This window comes from Nocardioidaceae bacterium, assembly GCA_018672315.1.
GTDB lineage: Bacteria > Actinomycetota > Actinomycetes > Propionibacteriales > Nocardioidaceae > TYQ2.
Genome location: CP076053.1, coordinates 3,251,791 through 3,276,209 on the forward strand (window position 1 = coordinate 3,251,791; position 24,419 = coordinate 3,276,209).

The window sequence follows — 24,419 nt, forward strand, 5'->3', positions numbered from 1 at the left end:
AGGCAAACGCTTGACGCATTCTGTGGACGCATGTTCACTGAAGTCACGGACAGCCAGTCGCTAAGGAGCAGCCACGCGCATGTCGACCAACGTCTCGTGGGAGAAGGTGCGCCGTCTCGGCCGCCAGCTCACCACCCCGCTGCTACCCGACGACTACCTGACCCTCATCAACCCGCTGTGGTCCTCGCGCGAGCTCCGCGGCCGCATCGAGAAGGTCGTCCCCGAGACCGACGACGCGGCGACCGTCGTGATCCGCCCGGGCTGGGGCTGGCGCTACGACCACGAGGCCGGCCAGTACGTCGGCATCGGGCTCGACGTCGACGGCAAGATCCACTGGCGCTCGTACTCGCTGTCCTCGGCTCCTCGACGCTCCGGCGGCACCATCACGATCACGGTGCGCGCCATGCCCGAAGGCTTCCTCTCCGACCACCTCGTCAACGGTGTGGAGCCGGGCACGATCGTGCGGCTCGCCACGCCCAAGGGCGACTTCGTGCTGCCGAGCCCGCCTCCGGAGAAGGTGCTGTTCCTGGTCGCCGGCTCGGGTGTCACCCCGGTGATGTCCATGCTGCGCACCCTCGACCGTCGCCGAGTGATGCCTGATGTCATGGTCATCTACTCCTCGCCGACGAAGGACCGCATGATCTTCCGCGAGGAGCTCGAGGCGATGCAGGACAAGCACCCGGGCTTCACGCTGCACGAGCAGTTCACCGACGACATGGGCATGCTCGGCATGGAGGACATCGAGGGCATCTGCCCTGACTACCTCGAGCGCGAGACCTGGGCCTGCGGTCCCGGTCCCATGCTCGACGCGGCCGAGGAGCACTGGGAGGAGCACGAGGTCGGCGACAGGCTGCACCTCGAGCGGTTCAGCCTCGACCTGGGCGGCGACGGTGCCGAGGGCGGCACGGTGACCTTCCAGAACTCGCAGAAGACGATCGAGGCCGACGGTGCCACCACCATCCTGGAAGCCGGCGAGGAGAAGAACATCGGCATGCCGTACGGCTGCCGCATGGGCATCTGCCACACCTGCACACTGACGCTCGTGGAGGGCCGCGTACGCGACCTGCGGAACGGTGAGGAGTTCACCGGTCCCAACGAGAAGATCCAGACCTGTGTCACTGCAGCAGCCGGTGACTGCACGATCGACATCTGAGACACCTGTACACAGAACGAGTGATCCGACCCCGCCGGGGAACAGGACCCACCACCGTCCCGCACATCCACACCACAGAAGGAGGCGCCCGTGGCCATCTCGGACGTCAAGGAGTACGCGCACCTCACTGAGGAGCAGGTTGAGGCCTTCGGGGCCGAGATGGACCAGATCCGCGAGGACATCGAGAACTCGCGCAACGCCGACGACGCGGCGTACATCCACAAGATGATCACCTTCCAGCGGCGCCTCGCGACCGCCGGCCGCATCACGCTGTTCGCCTCCGGCTTCAAGCCGGCCTGGGTCGCCGGCACCGCCATGCTCGGCACGGCCAAGATCCTGGAGAACATGGAGATCGGCCACAACGTCATGCACGGCCAGTGGGACTGGATGAACGACCCCGAGATCCACTCCTCGACCTGGGAGTGGGACACCGCCCAGCCGGCCGAGCAGTGGAAGCACTCGCACAACTACGTGCACCACCAGTTCACCAACGTGCTCGGCTACGACAACGACATCGGCTACGGCATCCTCCGGATGGCGCGCGAGCAGAAGTGGAACGTCTTCAACCTCGGCCAGCCGGTCTACAACACGCTCCTGGCCCTGCTGTTCCAGTGGGGCGTCGCGCTGCACGACCTCGACATCGAGGCGATCCGCAAGCTCGAGAAGGACCCCGAGGTCATGAAGAAGCAGCTTCTTCAGATCTGGAAGAAGGGTCGCCGTCAGTTCGTGAAGGACTACGTCGTGTACCCGGCGCTCTCGGGTCCGAACTGGAAGTCCACGATGACGGCCAACGTCACGGCCAACCTGATGCGCAACGTGTGGGCGTACGCGATCATCTTCTGCGGACACTTCCCCGACGGGGCGCTGCACTTCACCGAGGACGAGGTCGAGGAGGAGACCCGCGCGGAGTGGTACCTGCGCCAGGCCCTCGGCTCGGCGAACTTCGAGGGTGGCGAGGTGCTGCACATCATGAGCGGCAACCTCGGCTACCAGATCGAGCACCACCTGTTCCCCGACCTGCCGTCGAACCGCTACGCCGAGATCGCCGAGCGCGTCCGGCCGCTCTTCGCCGAGTACGGCATCCCCTACACGACGGGACCGCTGCACAAGCAGTACGGCCAGACGCTCCGCACCATCATGAAGCTGTCGCTGCCGAACAAGTACACGAAGCCCGACCGCGTGTACGCCTCGCCCGCCGAGTCGCCCGAGGTGCCGCGGGGTCGCAAGAAGCCCGAGGAGCTGCCCGGCAAGCGCTCGGAGCTCGGCGGCTGGAGCAACAACGGGAGGCAGACGGCCTGATGGCGCCGCTTCCCCAGCGACCCATGCACGAGGGTCTGCCGTTCGCCGTGGAGCTCACGGCGGACGGCAGCCCTCGGCTGCGTCGTGCTCGCGTCACGCAGTGCGCGCTCTCCCGCATCTGCGGGGTCTGCGCCGGCTCGCTCGGACGCCCCATCGCGTTCCTCGGTGACGGCGAGGCGGTGCGGTCCAACGTCTTCGTGCTTCCCCCGATGCACCTGGAGTGCGCCGAGCAGCTGGTCGCCGACCATGGCGACGCGTGGGAGATGCTCGGTCAGGACGGGCCCGTGCACCAGTGGGAGATCGTCACCACCGGCGGGTTCGAGCACCACCGCGCCGGCAAGGGGGACGCCGACAACCGCCCCCGGCTCAGCCCGAACGCGGTCATCGGCCGGATGCCGGTGCTCCACCGCTAGCCTGGTCGGGTGCCTGCTCCCGCCGTCGAGATCGACGCCGACGGTCGCGCCGTGCGCGTCACCAGCCCCGATCGAGTCATCTTCCCGGAGACGGCGGCGGGCCCGGCGCTCACCAAGCTCGACGTCGTGCAGTACTACGCCGACGTCGCGCCGGGCTTGCTGAACGCCCTCCGGGACCGTCCGACCGCCATGGAGCGGTGGCCCGCCGGGGTCCAGCCGGGGATGCGCCTCGCGACTGGTCGACCGGGGGAGAAGGCGGACGCGTTCTACCAGAAGCGCTTGCCGCGAGGGGCCCCTGCGTACGTAAACACCTGCGAGGTCACCTTCCCCTCAGGACGCACCGCGCACGAGATGTGCCCCGACCACGCCTCGGTGCCGTGCTGGGCGGCGCAGATGGGCACGGTCACCTTCCACCCCTGGCCCTCGCGGCGCGGCAGCGTCGACCATCCCGACGAGCTGCGGATCGATCTCGACCCCCAGCCGGGCACGGACTTCGCCGACGCACGCCGCGTCGCCGGCGTGGCGCGCGACCTGCTCGCCGACCTCGGCATGACGGGTTGGCCGAAGACGTCGGGCAACCGCGGCGTTCACGTGTTCGTACGCATCGAGCCGCGGTGGACCTTCACCGAGTGCCGACACGCTGCGATCGCCTTCGGCCGCGCGTTGGAACGCCGTGACCCCGGCGTCACGACCGCCTGGTGGAAGGAGGAGCGGGGTGAGCGTGTCTTCGTCGACTTCAACCAGATGACACGTGATCGCACCATCGCCTCCGCGTACTCGCTGCGACCGCTGCCGGGCGCGCCGGTCTCGATGCCGCTCACCTGGGACGGGTTGGCCGAGGTCGAGGATCCGGCCCGGTTCACCGCCAGGACGGTGCCGGCGTTGCTGCGTGACCGGGGCGACGCCTGGGCCGCGATGGACGAGGCCGCGTGCTCGCTCGAGCCGCTGCTCGAGCTGTGGGCTGAGGACCCGCGGGAGATGAATTATCCACCCGATCACCCGAAGATGCCGGGCGAGCCGCCGCGGGTGCAGCCCAGTCGCAAGGTCGACGCCCATTGGGACGCCGACGGCAACAGGCTGGACTGATCAACGGGCAAGCGCTTGCGCTCGGATTTGGCGTCTGCGAGACAACATCGTCCGCGGTCGGTTCTCATGGAGACATGTCCTATCGTCTGACGTTCGCCAGGACGCTGGCCATCTCCCCGGAGGCGGCGTTCGACGGGGTGCTGCACGGCGATCTGCTGCGCATCTTCGACCGCAGGTACCTCGTCTTCTCGCACGTGGTCGCGTACGACACGCTTCCGGGTTGGGGTCACCCAGGTGGCCGGAGGCAGCTGCGGACCTCCGACGGCAGCTCGTTCGACGAGACGCTCCTCGACGTGCACCGACCGGACCGGATCGGCTACACGATGACCTCGATGCGCGGGCCTCTCCGCCTCATCGCCTCACACATCGAGGTCTGTTGGACCTTCGAGGCCCACCGACACGGCTCCCGAGTGGCCTGGAGCTGGGCGGTCACGCCTCCGAACCGGCTCTCCGGCGCCCTGGAGTCGCTGCTGCGTCCCCAGTGGAGCCGGTACGCCGGCCGAGCACTGAGCCGGCTGGAGGTCGTCGCACCCGACGTGCCGCGCGAGCTCAGGTGAAGTCCAGGACCATCCGTCCACGGTGACCGCCTTCGGCCAGCAGCTGCTGCGCCTCGGTCGCCCGCTCCGCGGGGAGCACGCGGTTGACCCGCAGGGTCACGGCGCCCTGCGCGGCGAGGTGGGCCATCTCGGTGAGCCAGTCGTGGCGGGTGGCGTGGTCGAAGACGAACGTCGTGTGCACCGACACCCCCCGGCCCGGCTCACCCTCGTAGGGACGGATCACCGCCATGCGTCCGCCGTCGCGCACCGCATCGGCGACCTCCCCGTGCTGCACCGCGCCGTCGGCCAACGCGTCGACGCCGTCGGGGTGGTTCTCGCGTACGCGACCTGCGAACTCCGGCCCCCGGGTCAGCACCTCGTCGGCTCCGAGTGAACGGACGAGGTCGACGTCGTCGTCCTTGGCGTCGCCGACGACGTGCAGTCCTCTCGTCTTCGCCAGTTGCACGACGTAGCCGCCGTAGCACCCCGCGGCACCGGTGACCGCCAGCGTGTCCCCCTCACCCAGCGCCAGGTCGGCCAGGGACACCTGGGCCGTCAGGCCGTTCATGGGCAGCGTCGACGCGGCGTCGAGGTCCATCCCCGCCGGGACCGGTACCGCGGACATGGCCGGCACCACCACCTGCTCGCTGTAGGCACCGTGGGCCCCCGTCGGCGTCACGATGGCCATGACCCGGTCGCCGACAGCGAGGTCCGCGACGCCGTCGCCGACCTCGTCGACGATGCCCGCCACGTCCATCCCCGGCACCCACGGTCCGACGTCACCCTGCATCTCGGGTCCGTACGCACCCTCGATGAGCTTGGTGTCGGTGGGGTTGACGGTCGCGTAGTGCACGCGGATCCGCACCTCGCCCGCACCGGGCTCGGGGGTCGGCAGGTCGAGGGCCTGGAGCTTGTCAGGTCCTCCGAACTCGGTCACTCCGATGGCTCGCATGCAGGTCGCCTACCCGGATGGTTGACCGCGGTAACTGACCCCTCGCGAGAAGTGACCCCTGGCGAGAAGTGGCTTCTGGCGGGTGGTCAGGCGCCGAGGACCTCGGCGAGGTCGTAGGAGACGACCTCCTCGAGCTGGGCGTACGAGCAGGACTCGGGGTCGCGGTCGGGTCGCCACCGCTTGAACTGGCCGGTGTGGCGCAGCCGCGAGCCCTCCATGTGGTCGTAGCCGATCTCCAGCACCCGCTCGGGGCGCAAGGGCACGAACGAGAGGTCCTTCCCCGCGGACCACCGGCTCTGGCCGCCGGGCATCCTGTCGCCGTCCGCACCCTCGTGCGCCTCGGGGTCCGCCCAGGCGGCCCACGGGTGCTCAGCCGCCGGGATCTCCAGGGCGCGCAGCTCCTGCGCCAGCTCGGCGCGGCGGGCGGCGGTGAAGGAGGCGGCGACACCGATGTGTTGCAACCGGCCCCGGTCGTCGTACAGGCCGAGCAGCATCGAGCCGAGCAGGGGCTCGGCGTCGGTGGAGTTCTTGTGCAGCCGGTATCCCGCGAGCACGACGTCGGCGGTGCGTGCGTGCTTGAGCTTCAGCATCGTGCGTGCGTTCTGCTCGTACACGGCGTCGAGGGGCTTGGCGATGATGCCGTCCAGACCGGCGCCCTCGAACTGGTGGAACCATCGGGCAGCGGTCTCGGGGTCCGTCGTCGTGCGCGTGAGGTGACAGGGTCCGGTCGCGTCGAGGTGGGACAGCGCGGCCTCGAGGCGCGCCCGGCGTACGGCGAAGGGCTCGCCCGTCAGGTCCTCGTCGCCGAGAGCGAGCAGGTCGAAGGCGACGAAGGAGGCCGGCGTCGTCGCGGCGAGCATGTCGACCCGCGAGCTGGCGGGGTGGATCCGCTGCTGGAGGGTCTCGAAGTCGAGCCTGTCCCCGGCCTGGGGGTCGACGGTGAAGATCTCGCCGTCGAGCACGCAGCGGTCGGGCAGCTGACGCGCCACCGCGGCCACCACCTCGGGGAAGTAGCGCGTCATCGGCTTGGTGTTGCGACTGGTCAGCTCGACCTCGTCGCCGTCGCGGAACACCAGGCAGCGGAAGCCGTCCCACTTGGGCTCGAAGCTGACCCCCGCCGCCCCGGCCGTCGAGCCCACGAGCTTCGCGGGCGTCTTGGCCACCGACTTCGCGAGCATCGGCCGCACGGGAGGCATCACAGGCAGGTCCACGACCGCACCCTACGGTGGCTCCATGACGACCTTGCAGAACGCAACCGACTCTCCCGCGGACGTCCCTGCCGCCACCCGAGGCAGCGTCGCCGTCGTCGGCGGGCACGTGGTGCCCGTGGACGGCGCCCCGATCGACGACGGCACGGTGCTCGTGCAGGACGGCGTCATCACGGCGGTCGGGCGTACGGCCGACGTCGTGGTGCCCGACGGGGTCGAGACGGTGGATGCCGCCGGCCGGTGGGTGCTGCCGGGCTTCATGGACGCCCACGCCCACGTCGGCATCCACGAGGAGGGCGAGGGGTGGTCGGGCGAGGACACGAACGAGATGACCGATCCCGTCGGCGCCAGGTTCCGTGCCATCGACGCCATCGACCCGGCGAACGAGGGCTTCCGCGACGCCCTCGCCGGGGGCGTCACCTCGCTGGTGGTCAAGCCCGGCAGCGGCAACCCGATCGGCGGGCAGGCGGTGGCGCTGAAGAGCTGGGGCCGCGTCGTCGACGAGATGGTGATGCGGTCGCCCGTGGCGGTCAAGAGCGCGCTGGGGGAGAACCCCAAGCGCATCTACGGCGAGAAGAAGCAGACGCCGTCGACGCGCCAGGGGGTGGCCGCGGTGATCCGCGGCGCCTTCGTGAAGGCGCAGAACTACCGAGCCAAGCGGGACCACTGTGCAGCCGAGGGCACGCCCTTCGAGCGTGATCTCACGATGGAGACGCTGGTGCGGGTGCTCGAGCGCGAGATCCCCTGGAACCAGCACTGCCACCGCGCGGACGACATCGCCACCGCTGTACGCCTGGCCGAGGAGTTCGGCTACCGGTTGGTCGTGCACCACGCCACTGAGGGCTTCCTGCTCGCCGACTACCTCGCCGAGCGCAGCATCCCGTGCGTCGTCGGGCCGATGATCGTGACGCGCTCCAAGGCCGAGCTGCGGCAGCGCCAGATGGGCACGCCCGGCCTGCTCGCAGCGGCCGGCGTCGAGGTGGCCATCACCACCGATGCCCCGGTCGTGCCGATCGACTTCCTGGTGCACCAGGCCACCTTTGCCGTGAAGGCGGGCATGGACCGCGACGCCGCGCTCCGTGCGATCACCGTCAACCCCGCGCGCATCAGCGGCGTCGAGGACCGCGTCGGCGCGCTGAGGGCGGGCCTCGACGGCGACGTCGTCATCTGGAGCGGGGACCCGCTGGACGTCATGAGCCGCGTCGAGCGCGTCTTCGTCCGGGGTAGGCAGGCGTACGCGTACGCCGACGGCGTGGGCACGACCACCTCGCCGTACGGGGTCGCGCACGCAGGCTGGGTGAGTCCTCGGTGAGCGCGAGCCCCGAGCCCGCGACGCCCTTCACCGACGCCCTGCGGCTGCCCGAGGGCCGCGTCGACCTCGCCGCGATCGACACCCGGGCCACCCCGGCATGGAGCGAAGGCCGCGACGCGGGTGCGGCAGCGCTCGCCGTACGTACCCGTCGCGTGGGTGAGCTGCAGGAGCGCATGTGGGCCCACGGCGTCGCCGGGTCGGAGCCACCTCGCGTGCTGCTGGTGCTGCAGGGCATGGACACCAGCGGCAAGGGCGGGGCGCTGACTGCGGCGACCGGCGCCGTGGCACCGATGGGGCTGCACGTGGCGGCGTTCGGTCGGCCCACGTCCGAGGAGCTCGCGCACGACTTCCTGTGGCGGGTGCGCCGCGAGCTGCCGGGCGTGGGACAGGTCGGTGTCTTCGACCGTTCGCACTACGAGGACGTGCTCATCGCCGCGGTGCGCGGCCTCGCACCGCCGGAGGAGATCGAGAGGCGGTACGGCGCCATCGACGAGTTCGAGGCCGAGCTGACCGAGGCCGGTGTCGTCGTGCTGAAGGTGATGCTGCACGTGTCGAAGGAGCGGCAGGCCGAGCGCCTGGAGGAGCGTCTCACCGACCCGGGCAAGCGATGGAAGTACGACCCGTCAGACGTGGACGAGCGTGCCTTCTGGGAGGACTACACGGCGGCGTACGAGACGGTCCTCGCGCGGTGCCGCAGCGATCGGGCGCCGTGGCACGTCGTGCCGGCGCACCGCAAGTGGTACCGCAAGCTGGCCGTGACCTCTCTGCTTTTGGAGACCCTCGAGGGCCTCGGCCTCGACTGGCCCGAGCCCGACATCGACGTCGAGGCCGAGCTGGCGCGGCTCCGCGCCTCGTAGGATCCCGGGGTGCTGCCCACCGTCCGCGTCACCCGGTACGTGACCCCGCTGCGCGAGGGGGGCTCGCTGCCCGGCCTCGTCGAGGCCGACGACCTCGGCACCTACGTCTGCAAGTTCACCGGGGCCGGCCAGGGCCCGAAGGTGCTGGTCGCCGAGGTCATCGCGGCGGGCATCGCTCGCCGCCTCGGCTTCGACACGCCCCGTCTCGTGGTGCTCGACCTGCACCGCGACATCGCCCGCTACGAGGCCGACGAGGAGGTGCAGGACCTCCTCACCGCCTCGCTCGGCCCCAACCTCGGCGTCGACTTCCTGCCGGGCGCGTTCGGGTTCGACGCCGGCTGCGACCCGGACCCCGTTCTCGCCGCACGCGTGATCTGGCTCGACGCCTTCCTGGCCAACGTCGACCGCTCCTGGCGCAACCCCAACCTGCTGCTCTGGCACGGTGACGTGTGGCTCATCGACCACGGCGCCTCGTTGTACTTCCACCACGCCTGGGCGGGAGGGCTGACCCGACCCTCGCGTTTCGCGGCGCAGCCGTGGAGCGTGGAGGACCACGTGCTGCGTGACTGGCTGCCCGGCGTCCGCGAGGCCGACGCGGCCCTCGCCCCGCAGGTGACGCGCGCCCTGCTCACCGAGGTCGTCGCGGAGGTGCCCCACGCGTGGCTCCAGCCGGTGCCCGGCGCCGAGGACGCGGAGGCGTTGCGGGCGGCATACGTCGACTTCCTCGCCGCGCGCATCGCCGGCGTCGACGGCGTACGCCCCTGGCTGCCCGGGGGCGCGGCGTGAACGGCCCGGACCCCTCGACGCAGCACGCCTACCAGTACGTCGTGCTGCGCTGCGTGCCCCGGGTGGACCGCGAGGAGTTCGTCAACGTCGGGGTCGTCCTCTACGCGCAGGGGGTTCCGCTGCTGCAGTGCGCCACCCACGTCGACGAGGCCCGACTCGCCGCCCTCTGGCCCGCTCTCGACCCGGGCGCGGTGCGGGACGCGCTGGACCGTGTCGACGCCGTGTGCCGCGGGGACCGCTCCGTGGGTCTGGTGGCGGAACAGCCCGCCGGAGTGCGGTTCGGGTTCCTCAAGGCACCCCGCTCGACCGTCGTGCAGCCGGGCCCGGTGCACGGAGGTCTCGCGCAGGACCCGGGGGGCGAGCTGGCCCGGCTGGCGGGAACGCTGCTGCGCTGACCGGCAGATGCACGTCACAGGGACGACGCAGCCGAATCGCACCCGGATCGCACTCGGATCGCCACCGGGTGGGTACGAGGGAGCCATGAGCAACGACGAAGGTCAGGTCAGCGAGGTCTCCAAGCTGTCACCGAGCGAGACCGGCGCCAACGAGGTCAACGCGGACGGTGTACCGCCGGCCGACCAGGCCCGCAGCGAGCCGGGCGGCGACGGACACGTGGAGTACGGCCAGGACGCGGAGAACGCCTCAGCGATGCAGCGCATGAACGAGGACGAGGACAAGGAGCGGGGACGCTCCGACGACTGAGCCGGGCGCTCCGGCGGGGCCGCGTCAGGCCAGTGTCAGCGCACCGAGCGCGGCGACCTGGTAGCGGTGCAGCAGCTGCTCGACCAATGCCTCGTGCACGCCGAGCGGCGCCGAGACCGCGACGGCTCCCGCCTCGAGCGAGAGCTCGGCCGAACGGTCGCTCATGACACCCGGCGCCAGGAAGAACGAGCCGACGGCCACCGCCCGGCGGCCCTCGGCGCGCAGCTGACGGACCGCCTCGCCGGGCGAGGGCGGGGCCACGGCGGCATACGCGGTGAGCACCGGCAGCCGGTGCTGCTGGGACCACAGGCGGCCCAGCCGCGCGACGGCCGCGGTCACCCGGTGGTCCGCCGACCCGGCGCAGGCGAGCACGAGCGCGTCCAGCTCGGCGACGCGGGCGACCCGCAGACTGTCCCGGACCCGCTCGTCGAGCACCGAGAGCCACGTCGGGCGCAGCCCGAGGCGGGGTGCCGTCGTCACGCGGATGCCCGGTGCGGCCGACCGCGCGGCGTCCACGGCGGCGGGCACGTCGCGAGACGCATGGCGTCCGCCGGTCAGCAGCAGCGGGACGACGACGACCTCGTCGTGACCGGCTGCCGCGAGACCGGCGACGACGACGTCGAGCGTCGGCGAGGAGTGTGCGAGGTACGCCGCCGACACCGGCAGGTCGGGACGTCTCGCGCGGAGGCGCGCCGCGTACGCATCGACGACACCGGTGGCGCGGGCGTCGCGCGAGCCGTACCCGAGCAGCACGAGCGCTGGAGCGCTCATCGCGACCTCACAGGTGGATCCCGCACTCGACCTTGCCGGTGCCCGACCAGCGACCCGCGCGGGCGTCCTCGCCCGGCTCGACCCGACGGGTGCAGGGCTCGCAGCCGATCGAGGGGTAGCCGTCGTAGGTCAACGGGTTCACCAGCACGCCGTGCTCGGTGGCGTACGCCTCGACGTCCTCGTCCGTCCAGCGCGCGAGCGGTGAGACCTTGACCTTGCCCTTGGACTCGTCCCAGCCGATGACGGGGGCGATCACGCGGTCGCGCGTCTCCGCGCGACGCAGTCCGGTGGCCCAGGCGTCGTAGCCCGCCAGCATCCGGGAGAGCGGCTCGACCTTGCGCATGCGGCAGCAGGCGTCGGGGTCGCGGGCGAAGAGGTCCTTGCCGTACGCGGCATCCTGCTCGGCGACGGTGAGCTCGGGACGCGCCGAGACGACGTTGACCGGCATCGTGGCCGCCACGGCGTCGCGCGTGCCGATCGTCTCGGCGAAGTGGTAGCCGGTGTCGAGGAAGACCACGTCGATGCCGGGCACGACGCGCGAGGCGACGTGGGCGAGCACGCCGTCGGACATCGACGAGGTCACCGCGAAGCGCGGACCGAAGGTCGCAGCCGCCCACTCGATGATGTCCTCGGCCGGCGCCAGCTCCAGCTCCATGCCGACGTGCCGCACGATCTCGCGCAGCTCGTCGCGGGAGCGCCCCTCGGTGTGGCTGCCCCGGTAGGCGTAGGCGGCGCGTGAGCTCGCGGTGGTCATGACGCACCTCCGGTGCCGGTCGTGTCGGCCGCCCGGGAGAGCAGCCCGATGAAGCTGAGCTTGAACGCGCGCTGACAGCTGTGGCATTCCCACTGGCCGTGGCCCTCGCTGCCGTCGGCGGGCAGGTGGGGCCGCAGGTCCTCGTCGCCGCAGAACGGGCAGTGGAAGGGGACGGCGCGCCCGCTCATGCGTCGGCCCCCTCGAGCGCCGTCTCGGCTCGCAGCGTCGGCTCCTCGGCGCGGGCGACCCAGGCGGCGAAGCTCTCGCCCTCGGTGCGCTCCGCGAGGTAGGCCGTGACCAGCGCCGAGACGTAGTCGTCGAGGCCCGCACTGGTGACCTTGTGTGCGCGGAGCTTGCGTCCCCAGCCGGCCTCGGCGCCGAGGGCGCCGCCCAGGTGCACCTGGAAGCCCTCGACCTGGTTGCCGTCCGCGTCGGGGACGAGCTGGCCCTTCAGTCCGATGTCGGCCACCTGGATCCGGGCGCAGGAGTTCGGGCAGCCGTTCATGTTGACGGTGATGGGGCTGTCGAGGTCGGGGAACCGCTTCTCGAGCTCCTCGATGAGCCGGATCGCACGGTTCTTCGTCTCGACGATCGCGAGCTTGCAGAACTCGATACCGGTGCAGGCCATGGCGCCCCGGCGGAAGGCCGAGGGCTTCGCGCTGAGTCCGAGCGACTCCAGCTCCGCGACGACGGCGTCCGTGGCCTCCGCGGGCACACCGATGAGCACCAGCTTCTGGTAGGCCGTGAGGCGTACGCCCGCGACGTCGTGGCGGTCGAGCAGGTCGGCCAGCCCCAGGAGGGTGTGTCCGTCGATGCGCCCGACCGTGGCGGTGGCACCGATGTAGTTGCGGCCGTCCTTCTGGGCGTGCACCCCGATGTGGTCGCCCGTGACCTGGCTGGACGGCGACGCGGGGGAGGGGTTCGAGACGAGCTCGCGACCGAGGTACTCGGTCTCGAGGATCTCCCGGAACCTCTCCACGCCCCAGTCGGCGACGAGGAACTTCAGGCGCGCGCGGTTGCGCAGGCGCCGGTAGCCGTAGTCGCGGAAGATCTTGATGACGCCCTCCCAGACGTCGGCGACGTCCTCGAGCGGCACCCACACGCCGAGCTTCTTGGCGAGCATCGGGTTGGTCGAGAGACCGCCGCCGACCCAGAGGTCGAAGCCCGGGCCGTGCTCGGGGTGCTCGACGCCCACGAACGACACGTCGTTGATCTCCGGCGCGGCGTCCTGCGAGGGATGGCCCGACAGCGAGCTCTTGAACTTGCGCGGGAGGTTGGCGTACTCCGGGTCGCCGAGGTAGCGGCGCGTGATCTCCTCGACCGCGGGCGTGGCATCGAGCAGCTCGTCGGCGGCGATGCCGGCCACGGGAGAGCCGAGCACGGCGCGGGGCGAGTCGCCGCAGGCCTCCATGGTGGACAGACCGACGGCCTCGAGCCGGTCCCAGATCTCGGGCACGTCCTCGATGCGGATCCAGTGGTATTGGATGTTCTGCCGGTCGGTGATGTCGGCGGTGTCGCGGGCGAAGTCGACGCCCACCGAGCCCAGCGCGCGGACGGCATCCGCGCCCAGCAGCTTGCCGTCGGAGCGCACCCGCATCATGAAGTAGCGGTCGTCGAGCTCCGCAGGGTCGACGGTCGCGGTCTTGCCGCCGTCGAAGCCGGGGGCCCGCTGGGTGTAGAGGCCGAACCACCGCATGCGGCCGCGCAGGTCCGCGGGGTCGATGGAGTCGAAGCCGCGCTTGGCGTAGACGTGGCGGATGCGCGCCTCGACGTTGAGCGGGGCGTCGTCCTTCTTCTGCTGCTCGTTCGCGTTGAGCGGCTCGCGGTGGCCCAGGGCCCACTGGCCCTGGCCCTTGGCGCGCGACGGTCGCGGACGGGTGGGGGTCTCGGTCACGATGAGTCCTCTGTCAGGCAGGTGTCGTGCAGGCGCACGTCGACCCGCCGGGGCCAGCCCGGGGTGCCGACGGCGCCCGGCACCCGGAGGTGCGATGGATCGACCACGCGGTGGTCGGGGGCGGCAGCGTCAGGCAGGACGACAGATCATGCTCTGGAGGCGACCCAGGTCCACGTGACGACGCGTCACGAGATGGGTGGTCGCGTCACGGTGCATGCGGACAGTCTGCTCCGCGCGGCCGCACTCAACCAAGCCGACATCCTGCTATGCGGGATGACATCTCACGTGTCGAGACGAGGCCCAGTGACTGCGCCGCAGGGGCGTCCCGTGTGAGCCATTCGCCGCCTGGACCAGCGGGCGACAGCAGCGGGGCGCCGTACGATTCGAGCATGACCGCGACCAGCGCCGACCGCAACGACTCCGCCAGCGCCGCGTACCGCCACGCGCTCGAGGTGATCAGCTCCGTCGAGCCCCGCATCGCCGAGGCGACGCGCCAGGAGCTCGCCGACCAACGGGCCTCGCTGAAGCTCATCGCGAGCGAGAACTACGCCTCGCCGGCCGTGCTGCTGACCATGGGCACCTGGTTCTCCGACAAGTACGCCGAGGGCACCGTCGGGCACCGCTTCTACGCCGCGTGCCAGAACGTCGACACCGTCGAGCAGATCGCCGCCGACCACGCGCGGGAGCTGTTCGGCGCGGAGCACGCCTACGTGCAGCCGCACTCCGGCATCGACGCGAACCTGGTGGCCTTCTGGTCGATCCTGGCCCACCGCATCGAGCAGCCCGAGCTCGCGGGCCGGGGGATGCGCAACGTCAACGAGCTGACCGACGAGGACTGGGAGAAGCTGCGCGCCCAGATGGGCAACCAGCGGCTGCTCGGCATGAGCCTCGACGCCGGCGGTCACCTCACCCACGGCTTCCGGCCGAACATCTCCGGCAAGATGTTCCACCAGCAGCAGTACGGCACCGACCCCGAGACGGGCCTGCTCGACTACGACCAGGTGGCCGCGAAGGCGCGGGAGTTCAAGCCGCTCGTGCTGGTCGCGGGCTACTCCGCCTACCCCCGCCGGGTGGACTTCGCGAAGATGCGCGAGATCGCCGACGAGGTCGGCGCGACCCTCATGGTCGACATGGCCCACTTCGCGGGCCTGGTGGCCGGCAAGGTCTTCACCGGCGACGAGGACCCGGTGCCGCACGCCCACGTCGTCACCTCCACGACCCACAAGTCGCTGCGCGGTCCTCGCGGGGGCATCGTGCTCGCCACCGAGGAGTACGCCCCCTCGGTCGACCGCGGCTGCCCCATGGTGCTGGGCGGCCCGCTGTCGCACGTGATGGCGGCCAAGGCCGTGGCCTTCGCCGAGGCGAAGACGCCGGAGTTCCGCACCTATGCCCAGGCGGTCGCCGACAACGCCCAGTCGCTCGCCGAGGGCCTCTCCTCGCGCGGGGCGAACCTGGTCACCGGCGGCACCGACAACCACCTCGTGCTGCTCGACGTGACCTCCTTCGGGCTCACCGGTCGGCAGGCTGAGCAGGCGCTGCTCGAGGCGGGCGTCGTGACCAACCGCAACTCCGTGCCGAACGATCCCAACGGCGCCTGGTACACCTCTGGCATCCGGTTCGGCACCCCGGCGCTGACCACGCGGGGCTTCGGCCACGACGAGTTCGACCGCGTCGCCGACCTCGTCGTCGACGTGCTGTCCGGCACCACCGCGGGCACCACCAAGGACGGCCGGACCTCCAAGGCGTCGTACGTGCTGGGCGACGGGGTCTCCGACCGCAGCCACGGCGCGATCGAGGAGATGCTCGACGCCCACCCGCTCTACCCCGGTCTCGACCTGGCCTGACCGGGTCGGCGCCCCCGTGGAGGTCGTACGCATCGGGCTCACCCCCGTCAAGGGAGGCAGACACGCCACCCCTGCCTCGGTCGAGCTGTCGGCGACCGGCCCAGTGGGCGACCGCGTCTTCTGCCTCGTCGATCCCGCCCGCCGTCGTGTGCTCCGCACCGTGGAGAACCCCTCGCTGATGGCGCTCACGTGGCGCTGGGAGCAGGGGATGCTGAGGCTCGCAGGCCCGCCCGGCAGCCACGACGGCACCCCCGGCGACCCGGGGCGCGGCGGGGAGACCCTCGAGGTCGACTACTGGGGTCGGCCCACCACGGTCGAGGTGGTGCCCGGGCCCTGGAGCGCGGCCTGCTCGCGCCATCTCGGGTACGAGGTCCTCCTCGTCCGCGCGCCCGCCGGCGGCGTGGTCTACGGCGAGGCGGTGACGGTCCTGACCACCGCCTCGTTGGCGCGTCTGCCCGCGCTCCGCGCACTCGGTGGCATGGACGCGGCGGCCGAGCGGTTCCGCTCCACGCTGGTGGTGCGCACCGACGCCGAGCGCGTCCCACCCGAGCAGGCGTGGGTCGGCCGCTCGCTCGAGGTGGGGTCGGCGGTCCTCGAGGTCCGGGGCACGGTGCCGCGCTGCGCGGTGATCGACCTCGACCCGGCGACCGGCGTACGCGACGTACGGCTGCTCCGTGCGCTCGCCGCCGCCCAGGACCTCGGACCGGGGGAGGAGCCGTGGTTCGGGGTGCAGGCGCGGGTGAGCCGGGCTGGACGGGTGGCCCTCGGCGATCCGGTCAGGAGCCGATGACCGCTCGGATCGCTATGTTCGGTCCATGAGCTCTCCCGGGACGCGCCGCAACGTGCTCGCCATCGTCCTGGCGGGCGGTGAGGGCAAGCGCATGATGCCCCTGACGATGGAGCGGGCCAAGGCGGCGGTGCCGTTCGGCGGGATGTACCGACTGATCGACTTCGCGCTCTCCAACGTCGTCAACTCGGGCTTCCTGAAGGTCGTCGTGCTGACGCAGTACAAGTCGCACAGCCTCGACCGCCACATCACGACGACCTGGCGCATGTCGACGATGCTCGGCAACCACGTGACTCCGGTGCCCGCGCAGCAGCGCACGGGCAAGCGGTGGTTCGCCGGGTCGGCCGACGCGATCTTCCAGAGCCTGAACCTGCTGGACGACGAGCGTCCCGACCTGGTGCTGGTGGTCGGTGCCGACCACGTCTACCGGATGGACTTCGCCGCCATGGTCGAGCACCACGTCTCCTCGGGGCTGCCGTGCACGGTCGCCGCCATCAGGCAGCCGGTGGGCAACGTGGGCCGGCTCGGCGTCATCACGCCCGGTGAGGACGGCGTGATCGCGGAGTTCACCGAGAAGCCCAGCCGGGTGACCGGCCTCCCCGACGCCCGCCACCAGGTGCTCGCCTCGATGGGCAACTACGTCTTCGACGCCGACGTGCTGCGCGAGGCCGTCTGCCGTGACGCCGAGGACCACGACTCCTCCCACGAGATGGGTGCCGACGTGCTGCCACGCCTGGTCGCGGAGGGACGGGCCGGCTGGTACTCCTTCTCGGACAACGACGTGCCCGGAGCCACCGACCGGGACGCGGGCTACTGGGCCGACATGTCCACACTGCGCTCCTACTACGAGTCGCACATGGACCTGGTCGGGCCGGACTCGGTGCTGAACCTCCACAACCGGGACTGGCCGCTGCACACGAGGTACGGACCGTTGCCGCCCGCCAAGGTGACCACCGGCGAGGACGGCACGGAGTCGCGCGTCTCCGCCTCGCTCCTCGCGCCGGGCTGCGTGGTCGCCGGCGCCACGGTGCACCACTCGGTGCTCTCGACGGGGGTGGTCGTCGAGTCCGGCGCCGAGGTCACCGACGCCGTGCTGCTGCCCGGCGTACGCGTCGGCGCCGGCGCAGTCGTGCGCAGCGCGATCATCGACAAGTCCGTGGCCGTGCCCGCGGGCGTCTCCATCGGCCTCTCGCAGGACGCGGACCGCCGTCGCGGCTTCGCCGTCGACGACGGCCTGACGGTGATCGCGAAAGGGCAGCACGTCCCCACGGACGCCGAGCTCGACGCGGTCGAGGACGACGAGGACTTCTAGGGGACTCCTCAGGGACTCCTAGGCCCGCGGGTCCGCGAGGACGTCGCGCCAGGAGTGCTTCGGCTCGTACCCGACGAGCTCTCGCGCCTTCTCGATCGAGTAGAAGGTCTCGTCGGCGCCCATCTCGCGTCGCACCTCCACGCCCTCGTAGAACTCCGCGATGATCTCGTCGGTCTTCGCGGCCACCGACATGTCGGCGTTCGCGACGTTGAACACCTCGTAACCCAGCCCGTCGGTCTCCAGGCACCGCTGGACCATGTGGCCGAGGTCGCGGGCATCGATGTAGGCGAAGACGTTGCGGCGTCGCAGCGACGGGTCCTCGAGGTAGGCGGGGAAGGACTCGGCGTACTCGTGGGGCTCGATCACGTTGTTGATCCGCAGGCCGTACACGTCGTGCCCGGTGCGCTGGGCGAACGACCGTGCGGTGACCTCGTTGCAGACCTTGTTCATCGCGTACGTGTCCTCGGGCACCGTCGGGTGCTCCTCGTCGACGGGCACGTAGAGCGGCTTGCGCTCACCGGCGGCGAAACAGATGCCGTACGTCGTCTCCGAGGAGGCGAAGACGACCTTGGGGATCCCGAGCTTGCTGGCCGCCTCGAGCACGTGGAACGTGCTCTCGATGTTGTTGAGGTAGGTCTCGGAGTCCGGTGCGATGAACGGTGCGGGGATCGCGGCGAAGTGCACCACCGCGTCGTACGCCGGCTCGTAGCCCGGGCCGCCCGGCTCCAGCTCGCCCCCGTGCACGGGTGCCCGGAGAGCGGACCAGACCTGTCCTCCGTCGGTGAGGTCCACCCTGAGGTCGTGGACACCGGGGTGACCCAGCGGGGTGAGGTCGGCGTTGGTGACCTGGTGCCCGTGCTCGGCGAGCAGGGGGACGACGTGACGTCCGGCCTTGCCGGACCCTCCGGTGAAGAAGATGCGCATGTCGGTCCCCTACCCGTCCCGACGTTGCACAGGCGTACGCGGACGGGAAGGGTGGGCGTGTGAGCCACGACCGCGCCGGAACCCCTGCCCAGCCCGAGGACCTCGTCGACGTCGCGCACCTGGTGACGTCGTACTACGCGCTGCGTCCCGACCCCGAGGACGTGGCCCAGCAGGTCTCGTTCGGCACCTCCGGGCACCGGGGGAGCAGCCTCGACGTCGCCTTCAACGAGGACCACATCGTGGCCACGACCCAGGCGATCTGCGAGCACCGCGCCGCGCACGGGTACGACGGTCCGCTGTTCCTCGGCCGTGACACCCACGCCCTGTCCGAGCCCGCGTGGGCGACGGCGCTGGAGGTGCTGGTCGGCAACGACGTCACGGTGCTCGTGGACGCCGACGACCGCTGGACACCCACCCCCGCGGTCTCGCACGCGATCCTGCGGCACAACCGCGGGGACGGGCAGGGACGCGGCACCGCGGACGGCATCGTCGTCACGCCGTCCCACAACCCGCCGCGCGACGGGGGCTTCAAGTACAACCCGCCCCACGGCGGACCCGCCGGCGGCGAGGTGACCGCGGCGATCGCGGATCGTGCCAACGACCTGCTGCGCGCCGGACTGGACGGCGTGCGTCGCGTGCCCTTCGCGCGCGCCCGCGCCGCGGCGGAGGCGTACGACTTCCTCGGCACTTACGTCGACGACCTGCCCGCGGTGGTCGACCTCGACGCCGTGCGCGACGCGGGTCTCCGCATCGGGGCGGACCCACTGGGCGGAGCAGCCGTGGACTACTGGGGCGCGATCACCGACCGCCACCGCATCGACCTGACCGTCGTGAACCCCCTGGTGGACCCGACCTGGCGGTTCATGACGCTCGACAGCGACGGGCAGATCCGGATGGACTGCTCCTCTCCCGACGCCATGGCCTCCCTGGTGCAGCAGCGTGGGGAGTTCGACCTGGCCACCGGCAACGACGCCGACGCCGACCGCCACGGCATCGTCACCCCGGACGCCGGTCTGATGGCTCCGAACCACTACCTCGCGGTGGCGATCGGGTACCTGTTCGGCGGGGCGCGCCCCGACTGGCCGGCGGCCTCGGTCGGCAAGACGCTGGTCAGCTCCTCGATGATCGACCGGGCGGCCCGGGACGTCGGGGCGGACCTCGTCGAGGTACCGGTCGGCTTCAAGTGGTTCGTCGACGGACTGCTCGGCGGGTCGATCGGGTTCGGCGGCGAGGAGTCCGCGGGGGCCTCGTTCCTGCGCTTCGACGGGTCGGTGTGGACCACGGACAAGGACGGCATCGTCCTCGGGCTGCTGGCCTCGGAGATCACGGCACGCACCGGGGAGACGCCGAGCGCGCGGTACGCCTCCCTCGTGGCGGCGCACGGCGAGCCGGCGTACGCACGCCTCGACGCCCCGGCCGACCGCGACCAGAAGGCTCGTCTGAAGGCGCTGAGCCCCGAGGACGTCACGGCCGAGGAGCTGGCCGGGGAGCCCGTGACCGCGAGGCTCACCCGTGCGCCCGGCAACGACGCGGAGATCGGCGGCCTGAAGGTGACCACGGAGAGCGCCTGGTTCGCGGCGCGACCCTCGGGCACCGAGGACAAGTACAAGATCTACGCCGAGTCCTTCCGCGGCGCCGACCACCTCGCGCAGGTGCAGGCAGCCGCGCAGGAGATCGTCGCCGACGTCCTCGGTTCCTGACCTCCCGCAGCCCGGGGCTCAGCGGGGCCGGGCGGGCAGCTCGGTGACGGGTGACTCGTCGGGCTCGTCGCGCAACGTGGCTGCCTTGACGGCTGCCTTGCCCCTGAGGGTGCGCGCGACCGCGAGACCGTGGACGTCGCCGTGGTGGGTCGCGAAGCGGTACTTGTAGGACTCGTTGCCCCGGAGGAACCGGAACTCGCGGGCGCCGTCCGCGACGGCCGCCTCCATGCAGTGCGCCATGAGGACGTAGCCGAGGGAGTGCTCGTCGTAGGCGGGATCCCGCCCGACCTGGTAGCAGCTCTCGTGGTCGCCGTAGCGGAAGTCGAGCTGCGCGGCGCGCACCGTGCCGTCCAGCTCGAGGCTGGTCAGCCGCAGCCATCCCCGCTCGCGGGCGACGTCGACGAAGTCGTGCAGAAAGGCCTGGAGCTGCTCGGAGGCGAGCGGGGTCTCGCCCTCCCACCGGTCCTCGTGCAGCTCGAGCAGGCGGTCCAGGTCGCCGTGGACGGTCGAGACGTCGGCGAGGCGATACGCCACGTCCGCGAACTCCGACCGCAACCGGTCGGGCTTCTTGCGCAGCTGTCCGCGCGTGTTGCGCGACCGGGATGCGACGAAGCGCTCCCACGCCTCGACACCATCCTTGACCTCGGCCTCGCCGGGGTCGTTGAAGCGTTCGTCGAAGCAGGTGACAGGGGATGCGGTCAGGCGCAGCCGGGTGCCGTGCAGACGGTCCCAGCACTCGTCCTGCACCGGTACGTCCTGGACGAGCACGACGTCCACCTTCTCGCGCGCGGCGACGTCCATGAGCATGTCGATCGCGTGCGGCAGGTGCTCCGGCGCGCACACCGGGCCCAGCTGGTCGGACTGCCCGCTGCCGATGAAGCGCAGCTGCCTGACGAGACCGCCGGTGACGTGGAGCGGCAGGACCACCCGGTCGTCGTGGACCGAGACGATCTCACCGCTGCCGTAGTGCCGCCACCACGTCTCGAGCCACTCGGGGGTCGCGAAGACGTTCTGCGACGCCAGCGCGAGGTCGCTCCACAGGTCGCGGTCGACGCCCGGCACGAGGTCCATGCCGCCACGCTAGCGAGGACCGGACGCCTGCGGCGCTGCTTGGCCGATCCCGGAGGGCTCTCCGTAGGGTGGAGTCCGTGGCCGACCCGTCGACGTACCGCCCGGCCCCGGGCTCCATCCCGACCGATCCCGGCGTCTACCGGTTCCGCGACGACCAGCGTCGCGTGGTGTACGTCGGCAAGGCGAAGAACCTGCGTGCCCGGCTGTCCTCGTACTTCCAGGACATCACCGCGCTGCACCCGCGCACGGCCACGATGGTGCGTACGGCGTCCTCGGTCGAGTGGACCGTGGTCGGCACCGAGGTCGAGGCCCTGCAGCTGGAGTACTCCTGGATCAAGGAGTACGACCCGCGCTTCAACGTCAAGTACCGCGACGACAAGTCCTACCCCTGGCTCGCGGTGACGACGGGGGAGGAGTTCCCGCGGGTGATGGTCGGGCGGGGTGCCAAGCGCAAGGGCACGCGCTACTTCGGTCCCTACAGCCACGCCTGGGCGATCCGGGACACCGTCGACACGCTCCTGCGGGTCTTCCCGATGCGTTCGTGCAGCGCCGGGGTGTTCAAGCGGTCCCAGCAGGTGGGGCGCCCCTGTCTGCTCGGCTACATCGACAAGTGCAGCGCCCCGTGCGTCGGGTCGGTCTCGCCGGCCGAGCACCGCGAGATCGTGGACGACTTCTGCTCGTTCATGGCCGGGTCCACGGCGCAGTTCACCAAGCGCATCGAGAGGCAGATGTACGCCGCGTCCGCCGAGATGGACTTCGAGCGGGCCGCGCGGCTGCGCGACGACCTCGGGGCGCTGAACCGGGCTCTCGAGAAGCAGGCCGTGGTGCTCGGCGACGGCACCGACGCGGACGTCATCGCCATGGCCGAGGACCCCCTCGAGGTCGCGATCCAGATCTTCTACGTCCGCGGCGGGCGCGTCCGAGGTCAACGGGGGTGGGTGGCCGACCGCGTCGAGGAGTCGGACTCCGCGCAGCTGGTCGAGGACTTCCTGCTGCAGCTGTACGCCGACGACGCCGACGCCCTCCCGCGCGAGGTGCTGGTGCCGGCGCTGCCACCGGACCACGCCGAGCTCGAGCAGCTCTTCGCCGAGCGCCGGGGGTCGCGGGTGGCGATCCGGGTGCCCCAGCGCGGCGACAAGAAGTCGCTGATGGAGAACGTGGCGAAGAACGCGAAGCAGGCCCTGGTGCTCCACAAGACCAAGCGCGCCTCGGACCTCACCACCCGCAACCTCGCCCTGGAGGAGATCGCCGAGGCGCTGGACCTGCCCGGCGCACCGTTGCGCGTCGAGTGCATCGACATCTCCAACCTGCAGGGCACCGAGGTCGTCGGCTCCCTGGTGGTCTTCGAGGACGGCCTGCCGCGCAAGGGCGAGTACCGCAAGTTCGTCGTCCGCGGCGTCGACGGGCAGAACGACGTCGCGTCCGTGCACGAGGTCGTCACCCGGCGCTTCCGCCGCCTCCTCGACGAGCGGGCCGAGCTCGGCGAGGTGGACGGTCCTCCGTCCGTATCGGAGGACGGCGGACCGATGCTGGTCGACCCGGAGACCGGGCGACCCCGCAAGTTCTCGTACGCCCCCGGGCTGCTCGTGGTCGACGGCGGACCGCCGCAGGTCGCTGCGGCACAGCGTGCCCTCGACGAGCTCGGTATCGACGACGTGCCCGTCTGCGGACTCGCGAAGCGCCTGGAGGAGGTCTGGCTGCCCGCCGAGGAGGACCCGGTGATCCTCCCGCGCTCCAGCGAGGGTCTGTACCTGCTGCAGCGCATCCGCGACGAGGCCCACCGCTTCGCCATCACCCACCATCGATCGCGTCGCTCCAAGACGATGGTGGAGTCCGCGCTCGACGACGTCCCGGGGCTCGGCGAGGTGCGGCGCAAGACGCTGCTCAAGCACTTCGGGTCGCTCAGGAAGCTGCGGGCCGCGACACCCGAGCAGATCGCCGAGGTGCCGGGCATCGGTCCCCGCACCGCCGAGGCGATCGCCTCGGCGGTCAGCGTGGGCAAGGATGCACCTGCAGCCGAGGGGACGCAGCCCGGCCTGCGGGTGAACACCGCGACCGGCGAGATCGAGGAGGACTGATGGCCGAGGACGACGACGCGTCCGACCCGACCCTGTGCCGTCCGGGCACCGGTCCGGCCCCGGCGGGGGACCCGGGCAGCCTCGTGGTGGTCACAGGCATGACCGGCGCCGGGCGGAGCACCGCGGCGAAGGCGCTGGAGGACCTCGGCTACTACGTGGTCGACAACCTCCCGAGCGAGCTCGTCGGAGCGGTCGTGTCCCTGGTCGACAAGTCCTCGGGTCCCACGCTCCCGGTCGGGGTCGTGCTCGACGTGCGATCGGGTGTGTTCTTCGAGTCCCACCTCGACGAGCTGGCGCAGGACGTGTCGGGACGCGACACGACGCTGGTCTTCCTCGACGCGGACACCGACGTGCTCGTCCGACGTCAGGAGGCCGCCCGCCGGCCGCACCCGATGCAGGGACGAGGCAGGCTGCTCGACGGCATCGAGGCCGAGCGCAACCTGCTGGCGAGCGTGCGGGGCGTCGCGGACGTCGTGGTAGACACCTCCTCGATCAACGTGCACCAGCTGGCGAGCAAGATGGCGGACCTCTTCGGCAGCGACCGTGCGACACGGCTGCGGATCACGGTGGTCTCGTTCGGCTTCAAGTACGGCATCCCGGTCGACGCCGACCTCGTCGCCGACATGCGCTTCCTGCCCAACCCGTACTGGGTGCCCGCGCTGAGGCCGTTCAACGGCCGAAGCGAGGCAGTCAGCGAGTACGTCCTCGAACGCCCGGAGGCGCAGACGTTCCTCGACCAGTACGTCGAGGTCGTCCGCACGGTCGGACGGGGCTACCTGCGGGAGAACAAGCGGTACATGACCCTGGCCGTCGGGTGTACCGGCGGCAAGCACCGCAGCGTCGCGATGGCCGAGGAGATGGCGTTGCGACTGCGCGGCACCGGCATGGACGCCGTCGCGGTGCACCGGGACCTCGGCCGTGAGTGAGAGCCCGGGCGCGGGGCCCGCGCCGGCCCGCTGGTCCGGCGACGGACTCCTCCC

The 24,419-nt window shown here is 71.2% G+C and carries 24 protein-coding genes; 16 read left to right on the top strand and 8 right to left on the bottom strand.

The features are described 5' to 3' along the window. Positions 1-79 precede the first annotated feature (79 nt). The 5 genes from KLP28_15595 (at position 80) to KLP28_15615 (ending at position 4,508) form a co-directional block, all read left to right on the top strand. Positions 80-1,153: a ferredoxin reductase gene (locus tag KLP28_15595; GenBank protein QWC84948.1), complete on the top strand. Its 1,074-nt coding sequence runs from the start codon at positions 80-82 to the stop codon at positions 1,151-1,153. Positions 1,154-1,243: 90 nt separating this feature from the next. Further along, on the top strand, positions 1,244-2,452 hold the full coding sequence (locus tag KLP28_15600) for an acyl-CoA desaturase (protein QWC84949.1): 1,209 nt from the start codon (positions 1,244-1,246) through the stop codon (positions 2,450-2,452). Next, entirely contained in the window at positions 2,452-2,865 is a 414-nt protein-coding gene (locus KLP28_15605; GenBank protein ID QWC84950.1) for a hypothetical protein, read from the top strand. The genes KLP28_15600 and KLP28_15605 overlap by 1 nt, the downstream gene beginning before the upstream one ends. Positions 2,866-2,874: 9 nt before the next feature. Further along, on the top strand, positions 2,875-3,951 hold the full coding sequence (locus KLP28_15610; protein ID QWC84951.1) for a DNA polymerase domain-containing protein: 1,077 nt from the start codon (positions 2,875-2,877) through the stop codon (positions 3,949-3,951). A gap of 74 nt (positions 3,952-4,025) precedes the next feature. Continuing rightward, positions 4,026-4,508, top strand: coding sequence for an SRPBCC family protein (locus tag KLP28_15615; protein QWC84952.1), 483 nt, complete (start codon positions 4,026-4,028; stop codon positions 4,506-4,508). On the opposite strand, the gene KLP28_15620 is transcribed toward KLP28_15615, so the two are convergent. Together KLP28_15620 and KLP28_15625 are read right to left on the bottom strand one after the other, a co-directional pair. Continuing rightward, positions 4,501-5,439 (bottom strand): NADP-dependent oxidoreductase, encoded by a 939-nt coding sequence (locus tag KLP28_15620; GenBank protein QWC84953.1) that lies wholly within the window; start codon positions 5,437-5,439, stop codon positions 4,501-4,503. The genes KLP28_15615 and KLP28_15620 overlap by 8 nt on opposite strands. 86 nt (positions 5,440-5,525) lie before the next feature. Continuing rightward, on the bottom strand, positions 5,526-6,650 hold the full coding sequence (locus KLP28_15625; protein QWC84954.1) for an ATP-dependent DNA ligase: 1,125 nt from the start codon (positions 6,648-6,650) through the stop codon (positions 5,526-5,528). Between the two features lie 22 nt (positions 6,651-6,672). Here KLP28_15625 and KLP28_15630 point away from each other — a divergent pair, with 22 nt between their 5' ends. The 5 genes from KLP28_15630 to KLP28_15650 all read left to right on the top strand — a co-directional run bounded on the left by KLP28_15630 (position 6,673) and on the right by KLP28_15650 (position 10,304). Then, complete coding sequence (locus KLP28_15630) at positions 6,673-7,959, top strand: amidohydrolase family protein (protein ID QWC84955.1); 1,287 nt, start codon at positions 6,673-6,675, stop codon at positions 7,957-7,959. Further along, positions 7,956-8,816, top strand: coding sequence for a polyphosphate kinase 2 family protein (locus tag KLP28_15635; GenBank protein QWC84956.1), 861 nt, complete (start codon positions 7,956-7,958; stop codon positions 8,814-8,816). The genes KLP28_15630 and KLP28_15635 overlap by 4 nt, the downstream gene beginning before the upstream one ends. Before the next feature lie 9 nt (positions 8,817-8,825). After that, the gene (locus tag KLP28_15640; protein ID QWC84957.1) at positions 8,826-9,602 is read left to right on the top strand and encodes a hypothetical protein; all 777 of its coding nucleotides are present in this window, start codon (positions 8,826-8,828) and stop codon (positions 9,600-9,602) included. After that, positions 9,599-9,997 (top strand): DUF3037 domain-containing protein, encoded by a 399-nt coding sequence (locus tag KLP28_15645; GenBank protein QWC84958.1) that lies wholly within the window; start codon positions 9,599-9,601, stop codon positions 9,995-9,997. The genes KLP28_15640 and KLP28_15645 overlap by 4 nt, the downstream gene beginning before the upstream one ends. 85 nt (positions 9,998-10,082) lie before the next feature. Further along, positions 10,083-10,304 (top strand): hypothetical protein, encoded by a 222-nt coding sequence (locus KLP28_15650; GenBank protein QWC84959.1) that lies wholly within the window; start codon positions 10,083-10,085, stop codon positions 10,302-10,304. Between the two features lie 24 nt (positions 10,305-10,328). On the opposite strand, the gene KLP28_15655 is transcribed toward KLP28_15650, so the two are convergent. Genes KLP28_15655 through KLP28_15670 form a run of 4 tightly spaced genes read right to left on the bottom strand, consistent with a single transcriptional unit; the run spans position 10,329 to position 13,744 of the window. Continuing rightward, a complete protein-coding gene (locus KLP28_15655; GenBank protein QWC84960.1) occupies positions 10,329-11,075 on the bottom strand; it encodes a sirohydrochlorin chelatase in 747 nt (248 codons plus the stop codon). A gap of 7 nt (positions 11,076-11,082) precedes the next feature. Further along, positions 11,083-11,829: a phosphoadenylyl-sulfate reductase gene (locus KLP28_15660; protein QWC84961.1), complete on the bottom strand. Its 747-nt coding sequence runs from the start codon at positions 11,827-11,829 to the stop codon at positions 11,083-11,085. Further along, complete coding sequence (locus KLP28_15665; protein QWC84962.1) at positions 11,826-12,017, bottom strand: hypothetical protein; 192 nt, start codon at positions 12,015-12,017, stop codon at positions 11,826-11,828. Before KLP28_15665 ends, KLP28_15660 begins: the two co-directional genes overlap by 4 nt. Continuing rightward, entirely contained in the window at positions 12,014-13,744 is a 1,731-nt protein-coding gene (locus tag KLP28_15670; protein QWC87026.1) for a nitrite/sulfite reductase, read from the bottom strand. Before KLP28_15670 ends, KLP28_15665 begins: the two co-directional genes overlap by 4 nt. 368 nt (positions 13,745-14,112) lie before the next feature. On the opposite strand from KLP28_15670, the gene KLP28_15675 reads away from it, so the two are divergent. Genes KLP28_15675 through KLP28_15685 form a run of 3 tightly spaced genes read left to right on the top strand, consistent with a single transcriptional unit; the run spans position 14,113 to position 17,666 of the window. After that, positions 14,113-15,567, top strand: a complete 1,455-nt coding sequence (locus tag KLP28_15675; protein ID QWC84963.1) for a glycine hydroxymethyltransferase — start codon at positions 14,113-14,115, stop codon at positions 15,565-15,567. A 16-nt stretch (positions 15,568-15,583) separates the two neighbouring features. Continuing rightward, positions 15,584-16,357 carry an MOSC domain-containing protein gene (locus tag KLP28_15680; GenBank protein ID QWC84964.1) on the top strand — a complete coding sequence of 258 codons (774 nt, stop codon included), beginning with the start codon at positions 15,584-15,586 and terminating at the stop codon, positions 16,355-16,357. 25 nt (positions 16,358-16,382) lie between these two features. Next, positions 16,383-17,666 carry a glucose-1-phosphate adenylyltransferase gene (locus KLP28_15685; GenBank protein ID QWC84965.1) on the top strand — a complete coding sequence of 428 codons (1,284 nt, stop codon included), beginning with the start codon at positions 16,383-16,385 and terminating at the stop codon, positions 17,664-17,666. Positions 17,667-17,684: 18 nt separating this feature from the next. Here the strand turns inward: KLP28_15685 and KLP28_15690 are convergent, their stop codons facing one another. Continuing rightward, on the bottom strand, positions 17,685-18,590 hold the full coding sequence (locus tag KLP28_15690; protein QWC84966.1) for an NAD(P)-dependent oxidoreductase: 906 nt from the start codon (positions 18,588-18,590) through the stop codon (positions 17,685-17,687). A 59-nt stretch (positions 18,591-18,649) separates the two neighbouring features. Between KLP28_15690 and pgm the strand changes: the two genes are divergently transcribed. Next, a complete protein-coding gene (gene pgm, locus KLP28_15695) occupies positions 18,650-20,290 on the top strand; it encodes a phosphoglucomutase (alpha-D-glucose-1,6-bisphosphate-dependent) (protein ID QWC84967.1) in 1,641 nt (546 codons plus the stop codon). A gap of 18 nt (positions 20,291-20,308) precedes the next feature. Here the strand turns inward: pgm and KLP28_15700 are convergent, their stop codons facing one another. Continuing rightward, positions 20,309-21,361: a GNAT family N-acetyltransferase gene (locus tag KLP28_15700; GenBank protein QWC84968.1), complete on the bottom strand. Its 1,053-nt coding sequence runs from the start codon at positions 21,359-21,361 to the stop codon at positions 20,309-20,311. Between the two features lie 77 nt (positions 21,362-21,438). On the opposite strand from KLP28_15700, the gene uvrC reads away from it, so the two are divergent. Both uvrC and rapZ read left to right on the top strand, forming a co-directional pair. Beyond that, a complete protein-coding gene (gene uvrC / locus KLP28_15705) occupies positions 21,439-23,439 on the top strand; it encodes an excinuclease ABC subunit UvrC (GenBank protein QWC84969.1) in 2,001 nt (666 codons plus the stop codon). Further along, positions 23,439-24,365, top strand: coding sequence for an RNase adapter RapZ (rapZ, locus tag KLP28_15710; protein QWC84970.1), 927 nt, complete (start codon positions 23,439-23,441; stop codon positions 24,363-24,365). Before uvrC ends, rapZ begins: the two co-directional genes overlap by 1 nt. Positions 24,366-24,419: the final 54 nt, after the last annotated feature.

Bases quoted from the DNA above. Each gene is read 5' to 3' on its own strand.
- KLP28_15675 (QWC84963.1), top strand. From the start codon at position 14,113: ATGACCGCGACCAGCGCCGACCGCAACGACTCCGCCAGCGCCGCGTAC.
- KLP28_15650 (QWC84959.1), top strand. From the start codon at position 10,083: ATGAGCAACGACGAAGGTCAGGTCAGCGAGGTCTCCAAGCTGTCACCG.
- KLP28_15665 (QWC84962.1), bottom strand. From the start codon at position 12,017: ATGAGCGGGCGCGCCGTCCCCTTCCACTGCCCGTTCTGCGGCGACGAG.
- rapZ (QWC84970.1), top strand. From the start codon at position 23,439: ATGGCCGAGGACGACGACGCGTCCGACCCGACCCTGTGCCGTCCGGGC.
- KLP28_15690 (QWC84966.1), bottom strand. From the start codon at position 18,590: ATGCGCATCTTCTTCACCGGAGGGTCCGGCAAGGCCGGACGTCACGTC.
- KLP28_15660 (QWC84961.1), bottom strand. From the start codon at position 11,829: ATGACCACCGCGAGCTCACGCGCCGCCTACGCCTACCGGGGCAGCCAC.
- KLP28_15700 (QWC84968.1), bottom strand. From the start codon at position 21,361: ATGGACCTCGTGCCGGGCGTCGACCGCGACCTGTGGAGCGACCTCGCG.
- KLP28_15630 (QWC84955.1), top strand. From the start codon at position 6,673: ATGACGACCTTGCAGAACGCAACCGACTCTCCCGCGGACGTCCCTGCC.
- KLP28_15685 (QWC84965.1), top strand. From the start codon at position 16,383: ATGAGCTCTCCCGGGACGCGCCGCAACGTGCTCGCCATCGTCCTGGCG.
- KLP28_15605 (QWC84950.1), top strand. From the start codon at position 2,452: ATGGCGCCGCTTCCCCAGCGACCCATGCACGAGGGTCTGCCGTTCGCC.
- KLP28_15615 (QWC84952.1), top strand. From the start codon at position 4,026: ATGTCCTATCGTCTGACGTTCGCCAGGACGCTGGCCATCTCCCCGGAG.
- KLP28_15595 (QWC84948.1), top strand. From the start codon at position 80: ATGTCGACCAACGTCTCGTGGGAGAAGGTGCGCCGTCTCGGCCGCCAG.
- KLP28_15655 (QWC84960.1), bottom strand. From the start codon at position 11,075: ATGAGCGCTCCAGCGCTCGTGCTGCTCGGGTACGGCTCGCGCGACGCC.
- KLP28_15620 (QWC84953.1), bottom strand. From the start codon at position 5,439: ATGCGAGCCATCGGAGTGACCGAGTTCGGAGGACCTGACAAGCTCCAG.